The sequence below is a fragment of the Singulisphaera chitinilytica genome (assembly GCF_049331405.1).
In the GTDB taxonomy this organism is placed as follows: domain Bacteria; phylum Planctomycetota; class Planctomycetia; order Isosphaerales; family Isosphaeraceae; genus PoT.
The window spans coordinates 5373179-5385062 of record NZ_CP186274.1 but is presented as its reverse complement, the minus strand read 5'-3'; the positions used below and the strand labels follow the sequence as shown (position 1 = coordinate 5385062).

The 11884-nt window shown below is 66.2% G+C and carries 12 protein-coding genes; 7 read left to right on the top strand and 5 right to left on the bottom strand.

The genetic code is table 11. The features are described from left to right. Positions 1–113: 113 nt before the first annotated feature. A complete protein-coding gene (locus tag ACOYYX_RS21470; protein ID WP_422923539.1) occupies positions 114–1049 on the bottom strand; it encodes a serine hydrolase in 936 nt (311 codons plus the stop codon). Between the two features lie 317 nt (positions 1050–1366). On the opposite strand from ACOYYX_RS21470, the gene ACOYYX_RS21465 reads away from it, so the two are divergent. Next, entirely contained in the window at positions 1367–2131 is a 765-nt protein-coding gene (locus ACOYYX_RS21465) for a CvpA family protein (protein WP_422923537.1), read from the top strand. Then, positions 2106–2318, top strand: coding sequence for an RNA-binding S4 domain-containing protein (locus ACOYYX_RS21460; RefSeq protein WP_422923535.1), 213 nt, complete (start codon positions 2106–2108; stop codon positions 2316–2318). Before ACOYYX_RS21465 ends, ACOYYX_RS21460 begins: the two co-directional genes overlap by 26 nt. Before the next feature lie 108 nt (positions 2319–2426). Here the strand turns inward: ACOYYX_RS21460 and ACOYYX_RS21455 are convergent, their stop codons facing one another. The 4 genes from ACOYYX_RS21455 to ACOYYX_RS21440 form a co-directional block, all read right to left on the bottom strand. Next, positions 2427–3509, bottom strand: coding sequence for a DUF1559 domain-containing protein (locus ACOYYX_RS21455; RefSeq protein WP_422923533.1), 1083 nt, complete (start codon positions 3507–3509; stop codon positions 2427–2429). A 411-nt stretch (positions 3510–3920) separates the two neighbouring features. Further along, positions 3921–4205, bottom strand: coding sequence for a hypothetical protein (locus tag ACOYYX_RS21450; protein WP_422923531.1), 285 nt, complete (start codon positions 4203–4205; stop codon positions 3921–3923). Positions 4206–4308: 103 nt separating this feature from the next. Then, positions 4309–5016, bottom strand: coding sequence for a hypothetical protein (locus ACOYYX_RS21445; RefSeq protein ID WP_422923529.1), 708 nt, complete (start codon positions 5014–5016; stop codon positions 4309–4311). A 28-nt stretch (positions 5017–5044) separates the two neighbouring features. Next, the gene (locus tag ACOYYX_RS21440) at positions 5045–5983 is read right to left on the bottom strand and encodes an NmrA family NAD(P)-binding protein (RefSeq protein WP_422923527.1); all 939 of its coding nucleotides are present in this window, start codon (positions 5981–5983) and stop codon (positions 5045–5047) included. Positions 5984–6146: 163 nt separating this feature from the next. Between ACOYYX_RS21440 and ACOYYX_RS21435 the strand changes: the two genes are divergently transcribed. The 5 genes from ACOYYX_RS21435 (at position 6147) to ACOYYX_RS21415 (ending at position 11881) form a co-directional block, all read left to right on the top strand. After that, on the top strand, positions 6147–6767 hold the full coding sequence (locus ACOYYX_RS21435; protein ID WP_422923525.1) for a sigma-70 family RNA polymerase sigma factor: 621 nt from the start codon (positions 6147–6149) through the stop codon (positions 6765–6767). Positions 6768–6870: 103 nt separating this feature from the next. After that, on the top strand, positions 6871–7266 hold the full coding sequence (locus ACOYYX_RS21430) for a hypothetical protein (protein WP_422923523.1): 396 nt from the start codon (positions 6871–6873) through the stop codon (positions 7264–7266). Between the two features lie 353 nt (positions 7267–7619). Then, on the top strand, positions 7620–9671 hold the full coding sequence (locus ACOYYX_RS21425) for an ABC transporter substrate-binding protein (protein WP_422923521.1): 2052 nt from the start codon (positions 7620–7622) through the stop codon (positions 9669–9671). Between the two features lie 9 nt (positions 9672–9680). Next, positions 9681–10949 carry an STAS domain-containing protein gene (locus ACOYYX_RS21420; RefSeq protein ID WP_422923519.1) on the top strand — a complete coding sequence of 423 codons (1269 nt, stop codon included), beginning with the start codon at positions 9681–9683 and terminating at the stop codon, positions 10947–10949. After that, positions 10946–11881, top strand: a complete 936-nt coding sequence (locus ACOYYX_RS21415; RefSeq protein WP_422923517.1) for an ABC transporter permease — start codon at positions 10946–10948, stop codon at positions 11879–11881. Before ACOYYX_RS21420 ends, ACOYYX_RS21415 begins: the two co-directional genes overlap by 4 nt. Positions 11882–11884: the final 3 nt, after the last annotated feature.

Sequence of the window (11884 nt, the reverse complement as noted above, 5' to 3'; positions counted from 1 at the left end):
TCTCCCTTGGTCGGATCGTCGGCCTCGCGGTGAGGGGCGTCCGCGAGGCTCGTCGAGGAGCGAAATCGAGGCGAATCGCAACGAGACGGAACGTATCGGGTCAAGGCCGGACGTCAGGGCTTGGGCTCTTCCTTCGGCGACTCCTGGGCCTTCGCCCCGAAGTGGTCGTAGACCGCGCGGGCGATGTCGGCGCAGAGGCGGTTGCCGGCGTTGTCGGGCGTCCAGCTCTTGTCTTCGTTGGCGTTGGTCATGACGCAGAGCGTCACGGGGCCCGCCGGACAGTCAATGATACCCGCCGCCGTCCTCGAAGAATCCACGCTTCCGGTTTTGAAAGCAATTTTGGTTCCGGAGGGCAGGAAGCGAGGGAACTTGTCCTTGTCGTCGCAGGCGCGCAGATGGGCGAGCATCGCTTCGCTCGCTTCCTTGCTCACGAGTTCATGCTTGTGCAGGGCTTCGCAGAGCCGGATCATCTCGGAGGCCGTCGTGCTCCCCAGGCCGAACTTCTTGCTGCGCTCGGGGAAGACCGAGGTATCCCGGCGGAAGACCTTGGAGTGGATCTTGGTCTGGGGGTATCCCATCGTCTCCATCGTGGCGGCGGTCGACCCGATGCCGATCTTGTCGAGCACGAGGTTCGTGGCCGTGTTGTCCGAGAAGGCGATCATCAGGTGGACGGCGTCGACGAGCGGGAAGGTCGCCCCCTCCGAGAAATGCGCGGTGAGGATGCCCGAGCCGGGGACCTTGTCGGACGACTTGAGCGTGACGGGAGCCTTGAGGTCGACCTTCATCTCGGCGGCCTGGCGGTAGGCCTCGACCATGACCGGGAACTTGATGAGGCTGGCCGTCGGCATCGGCTCGTCCTCGCGGTAGAGGAAGGCCTCGCCCGTCTTGAGGTTCTTCACGGCGACGGCGACCTCCCCTTTATGGGCCTGGATCAGGGGGCGGAGCCTGGATTCGAGCGTGGGCTCGTCGCCTCGGGCCATCGAGGCCGAGAGGGCGAGGCAGGCCGATGCGACGGACAGGGTTTGATACGCTCGGATACGGGATCCCATGGGAAGTCGACCTCTCGAATCGTCGGCGGGCCCGGGCGGAATTACCCTGGCTGTGGCCCCGGCCTCGCCGGGTCGATTGTCGCAGGTCGGAGCCCCTCACCAAAGCGGGTCCTGCCGCCGAAAGGTCGGAAATCGTCGCCTTTTCGGGAAATCGTCTGATGCTAAGTCGATGGGCTAGTTCGAGCCCTTCGGCGGCATGGATCCAGGGTACGGGCGATCAGGAGCATTCCTCTTTTCGGTTTTCGGAGTCTCCGCTAGGATGTGCCCGCGATCGTGGAGTCGATCCGCGCGTGCATGGCACTCCGAGGAGATCAAGGATGACATACTACGATGGTGCGATGGTGGGCGTGATCGTCGCGGGCATGGTCTGGGGAGCCTTGCGGGGAATCACCTGGCAGATCGCCAGCATCGCCTCGCTCGTCCTGGGATACATGGTCGCCCATCCGCTCTCGGCGCAGCTCGCGCCCAAGTTCCCGGGCGATCCGGTGATGGCCCGGGCCCTGGCGATGATGGCGGTCTATGCGGGCGTCTCCGGCGGCGTCTTCCTCGCGGCCTGGCTCATCCGGGCGACCTTGAAGAAGATGCAGTTCGAGGCCTTCGACCGCCACCTCGGCATGGTCCTGGGGGGCCTCGAAGGAGCCCTGATCGGGCTCGTGGCCACCTTCTTCGTGGCCAGCCTGGCGCCGTCGACCCGCGGGCCGATCTTCTCGAGCCCGACGGGCAAGATCGTCGGCCAGGTCATGGCGACCGTCGGCCCGGTCCTCCCCACCGAGGCCCGCGAGGCCCTCACCCGCTTCTGGGACGGCAACGGCGCGACGGCCAGCAATGACTCCGACGCCTCGGATGACGACGACTCGGACGCCGATCGCGTCAGGTCGAGCCGACGGATCAAGAAGGCCTCGATCGTGAACGAATCCTCCCCCCGCGGCTCGAAGTCCGATGACAAGGGCGGCTCTTCCTGGCAGGATATCCTGGAGCGCGAGGAGTCGAGGATCAGCCGGGCGATCGTCGACACGGCGAAGAAAGAACTCCAGGACGTGGGGAAGGGTGTCAGCGATGGTCGAACGGCTGAGCGTCGGTGAGCGTGAGATCAACCTCACTCAGGTGCTCAAATTGGCAGGCTGGGTGATCAACGGCGGCGAGGCCAAGGCGATGATTTCCGAGGGCCTCGTCCGCGTCAACGGCGAGGTCGAGCTTCGCAAACGCCGCAAGATGGCCCTCGGCGACAAGGTCGAGCTCGAAGACGGCCCGTCCCTGGTCCTCGAGTGATCGCCACGTGTTTGCGAACGAGGCGGAGTCGTCCGGACGACTCCGCCGTTTCTTTGCGCTCGCTTTGAAAGATGGTCTGGGCCTCGAGACTGCCATCCGCGACTCGGATCAGTAGGCATCGCTCGAGACGACCTCGCCGCCGGTGGCCGTGATCAGGGAGCGCTGGACGACGATGTTCAGGCTCTCTCGGAGGAACTTGACCGAGCCGTCGCCGAAGAGGGCGTTGGCGCCGCCGGGGTGGAAGCTGTAGATCTCGTCGTCGGCACCGCCGCTCGCGCCCATCGACGGGCCCGACTGGGCGTACTGGGTGTTTTCGTGACTCGGCGTCCCCTTGTTGTTGATCTGGGTCGACGAGACGATCGCGCTATCGGGCTCGGCCCATCGCCACGATCGGCGCTGGCCTTGCGGCACCGGGCGGGTCGCCGTGAGGACGGGCGAGATGAAGCTCTCGGCATAGGCGCTGACGAAGCGGGCGTCGCGCCCCGCGTCTTCGGTCACGGCGATGGTCTGGCTCAGGCCGTCGGTGACCTCGGAGATCCGCGTCATCCCCTGCTTGAGCAGGCCGTTGACCCGGGCGCTCGTGTTGCGATAGATCGCGATCGGCGTGCTGCTGGGCCCGCCGGCGATCCCCTGCGGGTCGATCGTGGTGGCGCAGGTCGCCGCGTAGTCGGTCACGCCGTACCCGACCCCCGCTCGGGTCGATGCCGGGTCGGCGGGCTCGACCTCGTCGCGGCCTCCGGAGGGGACCCGGTTTGCCGACGGGCAGATGAACGTGGTGATCACCGTGCTATACGCGGTGAAGTTGGCGCCCGTGATGTGGTTGTAGTCGAGCGAGAAGTTGATGGCGTTCGCCGTCGGGCCCGCCTCGAGGTCCGACAGGAGACGCGGCAGCAGCCCGACGCCGTCGACGAACTGGTTGTTGGGCGGGTTCGATCCGAAGTACGTCGACTTCCCCGCGGGCGGGAACGCGCCCTGCCTGTTCTCGTAGTTGTGAAGTCCGAGCCCGATCTGCTTGAGATTGTTGACGCACTGCGCCCGCCTGGCCGCCTCTCGGGCCGCCTGCACGGCCGGCAGCAGGAGCGCAATCAGGATGGCGATAATCGCGATCACCACCAGCAGCTCGATCAGCGTAAAACCTCGGCGAGACGCCTGCCGACGCGTCCCAGATCGCGTAAGTGCGAGCTCTTTCATGGTGTCTTTTTCAGTCTCATCGTCGCGCCGAAAATCCTTCAAGCCCGGTCGGCAGCGGCGGGAACCACCTCCCGGAATCTCGAAGAGATTAACGCCAAGAAATTGGGCTCGCCATCATTTGTTGGATTTCGGTGAAACTTTTGTGGGATTCTCTTTGGATTTCTTTCTAATTGAAGATATTTGGTCTAATGGATAATCTCGGTGGTCATCTGGGTGAGGGAGGCATGATGGTGCCCCTGAATTCCCCGCCTCCCATGCGTTACTTGCGGGCGAATATGGCTTCTAATCGCGTCCCCATTCCGACGCTCCACCTCGGTTGATCGGAGCCATTGCGCAAGACGAAGAATCGAATGGAATGGATGGCCGCGACTAGGAAAAGACGCCCTATCGCGGCCCGGTTCTCGTCCTCGGCTATTTCAAGAGCATGCCGAGCGGCAAGAGTGGCCCGATCGGCAATAGATCAAAGGTCAGCAGATTGGCTTGGCCGAGCGGTAGTCCTTTGAGGAGCCCGTCGGCTTCCTCGACCGAATCCACGTTCATCAGGAAGATGACGCCCGACTCGTTCTCCCTCAGCCAGAACTGCTCCATCTTGCCGTTGAGATAGAGTTGGAGCGTGGCCGGGACCTCGTCGGGTAAATAACGCTGACGCTCTTCAACGGTAAGTGGCTTGAGCGTTCCGATTGCCATGACTTTCATGGGATTCTCCCAGACTGAAATTGTTGGAAGCTGTAATGTAAGTTGAATTGGATGGATCTGTCCCGCGGTTGTGTCCCCAACAATCCAGGGCGGATCATGCCCATCACTTGCTGATCCCTTGGGCGATCGCCTGGCGGATCGAGATGATGTGCAGGGTGATCCCCAGCGGCGCGAGGAGGGCGGGGATCCAGACGACGGGCCAGGTGGCGATCGCGACGAAAGGCTCTCCCGCCCAGTTCATGTGAAGCGGCCCCGGGGTGGACGTGGCGACCGTAGCGATCGCATTGAAGAGCAAGGCGAGCCCGAACAGGTTCCAGGCGATCGCGAGCTTCGGGCCGATCCAACCGGCCGCGATGCCGAGGGCCACGATAGGCGCCGTGAGGCCGACGAGGCCGTCGAGGTTGCGGCCCTCGAAGGTGACCTGGATCGGGGCGAGGCCTTCGGCATGGAGCCGCCAGAAGGCCAACTCCACGCCGATGCGGAACGTCTGGAGGGCCACCGGCTGCCATGGTGGGATCTCCGCCAGGAGCCGACGGGAGGTCGGGGTCACGCTTAGCGCGATCAGCGTTGTCAGGGCCGTGAGGGGGAGTAGCGGCCAGCGGGGCGGGAAGGCCGTCCAGACGGCGAGGAGCCCGCTGCGAGCGAGCAGCGCCGCGAGGCCGAGCCACAGCAGCAGGCCCAACGCGACGGAGGGGGCAATCGTGCGTGGGAGGCCGCCCAGGCGGGCCGCGCGCCCGAGCCACAGCGCCACGAGGGCGACCAGGCCGGCCGTCGTGCCGGTGAGCAGAAGGGTCGAGAGGGATCCGGTCATGCCGCGCCTCGCTTGGTGTGGGAGGGGATCATTCGAAGGCCGAACGATGCTGCTCGATGAACGCCTCGAGCGTCGTGGGAGGGCTGCCGCCCAGCGTCTCCACGAGGTCGTTGGTGCCCGCGAAGAAACCGTTCTGGTGGTCGATGGCGACCTCCTTCAGGTGTTGTACCGTGAATGAGTCGCCGGCGTTGTCGGTCTTGCCGTCGAGCTCGCCGTAGAGGTTGCGGGAGGAGGCCCCCTCGTCAGGATTCCGCCGGTTGGTCCTCAGGAGGTCGAGGAAGGCGTCGAAGCTGATCTGCTTGTACTGGATGGGCTTGCCCAGGACCCGGCCGAGAACCTCGGCGATCTCGGAGTACGTGTATTCGACAGGGCCGTAGAGGGGGTAGATGGCCCCTTTGTGCCGCGCCGGATCGGCGAGGATGCCGGCGATCACGCTCGCCTGGTCCTCGGCGGTGATCGGGGCGTGCTTGCCGGTGCCGAAGGGGACGTGGAGGAGCCCGGCCTTGATCATCGGGGCGACGTAGACGAGCCACTCGGCGAAGTAGGTCGGGCGGATGTGGGCGACGTTGACCCCCGACCAGTCGAAGACCCGCTCGGCCAGCCAGTGGTCGGTCGCCGCGTGGCTCCTGGCGTCGGGCCTGGCGGTCACCTGCGACATGTTGACGATGCCGTCGACCCCCACCTCCTTCGCGGCCTGGGCGAAATAGGCGGTCGCCTGCACGATGCCGAACCGGATCGGGTAGACGAAGTAGGCCCCTTTGATCCCTTCGAGCGCGGCCCGGACCTGGTTGAAGTCGAGGAGGTCGCCGTGGACGACCTCGGCGCCCTGGTCCTCGAGCCGCTTCGACCGTTCATCTCTCCCATGGGCGAGCGCCCTGACCTTGAACCCTCGGGCCAGCAACTCGGCGACGGTCGCCCGGCCGGTGTCCCCCGTCGCCCCTGTGACCAGGATCTTGCCGCTCGGCATTTGAATGCTCCTTGATGGGTCGGGCCTTTCGCCTCAGCAACATGTGTGGCATTGGGCCTTTCCCCGGTAGGCGGGGCGTGTAGTCAGCCTCGGCGCGGAATGCCCGGCGGGGGGCGATAGGCCGAGTGACTCCCGGCTCGAACGCGGGTAAGATCGGCGGGTTATGGAGCAGGAACGCACGACATACGTGGTCCAGAGATACCTCGACGAGCTGGCCGACGCCCGGCCCGGGTCGGATGCCGAGCTTGTGATCTCGTCATTGCTCGGCCGATCGGCCAGGCGGCTCGAACGGCTCTGCGCGGGGCTCCTTTACCGGCGATATCCGCGGCTGGCGCAGCCGCCGCTGGGGCTCGGCGCCGACGAGATGCTCCAGTCGATCGTCGAGCGGCTCCTCCGCGCCCTGCGGGAGACCCGGCCGACAACCGTGCGGGGCTTCTTCGGCCTGGCGAGCCAGCACATGCGCTGGGAGCTGAATGACCTGGCCCGTCGCCTAGATGAGCAGATCGGTCTCGTCGACTTCCAGGAAGTCGAGGTGGCCGCCCCCCCCGAGAGCGAGTCGGGCCTCCCCTTCACGGCCCGTCGCATGCTCGAGGCCATCGAGAACCTGCCCGAGGACGAGCGCGAGGTCCTGGACGTGGTGCGAATCCACGGCATGACCCACGTCGAGGCCGCCGAGCTGCTCGACATCTCGCTCAAGACCGTCCAGCGTCGCCTCCACCGGGCGCTTTTCATGCTGGCCGACGAGTTGAAGGACCTGGACCCCAACCCCGGCGACGCACGCTGAATTGACCTCAGCTCGACTGATGCCGATTTCGTGGGCCCGCCCCGCCGGTAACCTGAGGGATTGCTGATGCACCTCAAGTTTACCGGCCGAGGACGGGCCCATCATGATCCTACCGCCCGAGGCGCTCCCGCTGCGGACCCTCGGCGACCTCGCACCGGGGCATCGCACCGATTATCGGCGCGTCCTCTCGCGGGCCCCGTGGTCGGGCCTGAGGCCCGGCTGCACCCTCGCCCGCCTGATCCACGATCGCCTCTGCCCGCGCGGGCCCGTATTCCTCGTGGCCGACGGCCTGAACAACCGACTGCGGTTCCTCGCCGCCTGCTCGGCGGCCCGGGCAGGGACGGGGCTCGGGGCGGACGCGGCGGGCCTCGGAATCAAAGGGCGAATGCGATGGCGTCAGCAAACTCGTGATTGGCTGAAAGCCGACCTCGACCGAGCGAGGGAACTCTCGATGGCCGGGACGCCGGGGTTAAGAAGCTCGCTCGAACCGATCCTGTAGGCATGGACGAGTGATGAGGATCTCAGCGGGTTGCGTGACTCGGCCGCATGCAACGATCTTACCCCCGCCGAAATGCAAGAATTCTCTTCGCTGTGCAACAGCCTTCGAGAACTCTTTTGAAACGGCGAAGAATGAAAAAACGATCCGCAAGAATTAATTGTATGGCAGTAGTCAGTCTAAATATTAATAGAACTGGACCTGATGAAAATGATTGTCGGGAAACTTACTACTGGACAAAAACATTTACCTGCCTTCCAATAATAAACCTGGTCGGGTCCGGAGTCGGTGCAGATCTCTGGTTGCGGCCTCGTTGATGCTGCCTTGAGTCGAACCTCGCGGGTTGCTTGCTCCGGATGATTAAGAGCGTCATTCGCCTCTCCCTGGGCTTATTCCTGATTTTGGCGGCCTCGGCGGTCCTGCTGCTGACCGACCGGGGGAACACGCGCAACGCGACAACCACCCGGGCATCGACCGGCGGGGGCGCGAGTACGACGAAGGTGCGGACGGTCGCGCTGTTCCAGCATGTCTCGCAGCCGACGATCGAGGAGGGAGCCAAGGGGGCGATCGCGGGGCTGGCGAGCCTCGGATATGACGAGGCGGGGGGGACGCTCAGGCTCAAGCGGTTCAACGCCGAGGGAGACGCGGCGACCTCGAACACGATCGCCAGGGAACTCGTCGGCGGCGAGTTCGACCTGATCGTGACGCTCTCGACGCCGAGCTTGCAGGCGGTGGCGAACGCCAACCGCGACCAGAAGGTGCCGCATGTTTTCGGCATGGTGAGCGACCCCGTGGCGGCGGGCATCGGGATCGCTCGCGACGACCCGATGAAGCATCCGAGCAATACCGTGGGGCTCGGCACGATGCAGCCGGTCGCCGAGGCCTTCAGGATGGCCAGGCGTCTCTCGCCCGGGTTGAAGCGGGTCGGCGTGGCCTGGAACCCGTCGGAGGCGAACTCCGAGGCGGGCACCAAGATCGCCCGCGTCGTCTGCAAGGAACTGGGGATCGAGCTGCTCGAGGCCAACGTCGACGGCGCACCGGCGGTCCGCGAAGCGGTGGCCTCCGTGCTCGGGCGCGGGGCCGAGGCCATCTGGGTAGGGGGCGACGTCACGGTGCTCGCGGCCCTCGACGCCGTCATCGGGCCGTCGAGAGCCCAGGGGGTTCCCGTCTTCTCGAACATCCCCGGCTCCGCGGCGCGGGGGACGCTGTTCGACCTCGGGGCCGATTACTATCAGGTCGGCGGCAAGGTCGGGCAGTTGGCGGGGAAAGTCCTCGACGGCGACTCCCCGGCGAAGATGCCAATCCTGTATGAGGTGCCGCCGGAGTTCTGGATCAATAACGTTGCACTCAACGAGGTCAAAGGGGGCTGGTCGTTCCCGGACGACGTGAAGGCCAAGGCCGACGTCGTCGTCGGGGCGAAGGGGCCGGAACGGGCTCGACCCCGGGCGGAGTTCAAGCGAGAAGGGCGGAACACCACGCGCCCCTCGAAGACCTGGAAGATCGGGGTGGTTGCTTATAGCGAGTCGACCCTGATCGAGGAGGTCTGGGGAGGGTTGCGGGCGGGGATGAAGGAAACGGGCCTCGTCGATGGGAGGGACTATCTCCTCGATTCGCGCAATGCGCAGGGAGATATCGCGACGCTCAACGCGATCTTCGACGAGCTCGACGGCAATGACTCCGACCTCGTGGTCAGCATGAGCACGCCGGGCTTGCAGGCCGCCTTGCGGAAGGTGGATAGCAAGCCGCTGATCTTCTCGGTGGTGCTCGACCCGTTCAAGGCCGGGGCGGGGAAGTCGGAGACGGACCATCGGCCGAACATGACCGGGACGTACCTCGCCTTCCCGTATTCGGAGATGATCGCGAGTCTCCGCGAGATCTTCCCCAAGGTCGTGAAGGTCGGCACGCTGTACACGCCCGGCGAGGTCAACTCGGTCGAGGCCCGCGAGCGGTTCGAGCGGCTCCTCAAGCAGGAGGGGATCGAGCTCGTCAGCCTGCCGATCAACGGGGCGACGGAGGCGAGCGACGCCGCGGCGGCCCTCTGCCAGTCGGGGATCGACGTCTTCTGCCAGGTCAGCGACAACCTGAGCAACTCCTGCTTCCCCGCCATTGCTCGCGCATGCGAGACAGCCAGGATGCCCCTCGTCTCGTTCGCGACGGCCCAGGTCAAGCGCGGGGCGGTCCTCGCCGTCGGGGCCGACTACCCGGAGAACGGCCGTCAGGCGGCCTTGCTGATCGCGGAGGTGATCCGGGGGGCCGACCCGACGCGGATCCCGTTCCGCCCGTCGTCGAAGGTGCGTCGCGCGGTGAACCTGGACGTGGCGCGCCGGCTGGGCATCGTCGTCCCGCCGGGCTGGTTGAAGAAGGCGGATGTGGTCCTGCCCGCCGGTAACGCGACCCCGACGCCATAAGGAAGGCCCATGGATTGCCAGATCAGCCGTGTCGGCGACGTCGCCGAAATCCACCTCGTCGGCAGCCTCGACTCGTCGTGGTCGATCTACCTCGGCGACCGGCTCGATGAGGTCGTGCGCACGGGGGCCCACGAGCTCCGGCTCAACATGGCCGGTGTCTCGTACCTGAGCTCCAACGGCATCGCCTTCCTGCTCCGCTACCACCGGCAGCTCCGCCAGCTCGGCGGCCGGTTCGAGATCGTGGCGAGCTCCGAGGCGGTCGGCCAGGTCCTCAAGCTCACGGGGGCCTCGCGGATCCTCTTCGATGAGAAGGAGGTCACGGCGGTCCCCAAGGCCTCGGCGGCGACGGGGGCCACGCTCGAGCTGGAGAGCCTCACCTTGCAGGTCTTCCAGAGGCCGACTCCCGGCCAGTTGGGTCGGCTCGATCTGATCGGCGATCCCTCGCAACTCCATCGGGGGGGCTACCGGGCGGCGGATGAGCGGCTCTGGCAGGCCGGGCCGGGGGCCTTCGCGATCGGCCTCGGGGCGCTCGGGCCGAGCTTCAACGATTGCGAAAGCTGCTTCGGCGAGTTCCTGGCGGCCTCGGGCGTGGCCGCATACTGGCCGGGCGACGGGACCGGGAAGCCGGATTTCGACCAGGCGGCCGGCGAGTTCATCCCCGACGTGCGCGTGCTCTACGGCCTCGGCTTCAAGATGGCCTCGGGCTCGGCTCTCGCCCGGTTCGAGGCCAAGGGGGAGCCCGGCGAGGCGAACGTCTCTTTGAGCCGGCTCGTGCAGGCCTGCCTCGACCAGTCGGGGGCCGAGACCGCGGGGATCGTCGCCGTGGCGGAGACCGACGGCCTCGTCGGCACGGCCCTGCGACGGTCGCCGGTCGGGATGGCGGCGGGGGTGGATCTGTTCGCCCACCCCGAGGTCCGGGACTGGCTCTCGCTCACGTCCGAGCCCGAGTATGCCCGGAGCACGGCGCTGATCGTCGGGGTCGCCAGCCGCGCGAAGTCGCCGAGGCTCGCCCCGTTCGTGCGGAGCCTCTCGGAGTCGGCCGACGATGGCCTCGAAGGGCACTTCCACGCCGCGGCCGTCCCGTATCGCCCGTTGCCCAGGGGGCCTTTCGAGCTGGGGCCGATGATCCAGGAGTTGTTCGAGACGGGGAGGGTGGAGACGGTGCTGCATCTCCTGGGAGATTCGAGGCCGATCCTCGGGATCGGCGAGAGCCTGTTTACGCGAGGGGTCTTCTGGGCGGTCCCGCTTTCGGTCGACGGAGAGGGGGCCTCGTCATGACGCTCCTCGTCGGCTCCTGGACGATCGGCCTGATCCTCGCCCTGCTGGCGATCGGCGTGTTCATCAGCTTCCGGATCTTCGCCTTCCCCGACATCACGGCGGACGGCTCCCTGACCCTCGGCGCCGCGGTGGCCGCCGCGTTGATCGCCAAGGGATACTCCCCCTGGGGGGCGACCGCCTGCGCCTTGCTCGCGGGCGCGTTGGCCGGGGGCGTGACCGGGGTGCTTCATACGAAGTTCCAGATCAATGGATTGCTATCCGGGATCCTGGTCGCGACGGCGCTTTACTCGGTCAATCTGCACGTCATGGGTCGGAGCAACATCCCGCTGCTCGACGCCCGCACGGTGAACTCGGACCTCGTCACGCTCGCGGAGCGGGTCTTGGGCAAGATGGAGAATGTCCACGTGATGGGGTGGGAGATACGCTTTCGCGATGCGGTGAACCTCGGATCGATTGCCGTCCTGATCCTGGTCGCCGCGGGCCTGCTGTACCAGTTCTTCCGCACCAACCTCGGCACGGCGATGCGGGCGACCGGGGACAACTCGCGGATGATCCGGGCCTTGGGGGTGGACGTGGGGCTGATGATCACGCTCGGGCTGATGATGTCGAACGGGATCATCGCGTTCTCGGGGGCCATCCTCGCCCAATACCAGGGGTTTGCCGACGTGCAGATGGGGATCGGCATGATCGTCTGGGGGCTCGCCAGCGTGATCCTCGGGCAGGCCCTCGTCGGTTCGAGCGGCCTCGGCCTGTCGATCTGCGGCGCTGTGATGGGCTCGCTCCTCTTCCGCCTGATGGTCGCCCTGGCCTTGCGATGGGGGCTCGATCCCAACGACCTGAAGCTGATCACGGCGGCCTTCGTCTTCGCCGCGCTCGTCCTGCCCAAGGCGTTCTCCGGACGCCTCGCCGCCAAGGCCGCGAGGAGCGCCTGACCA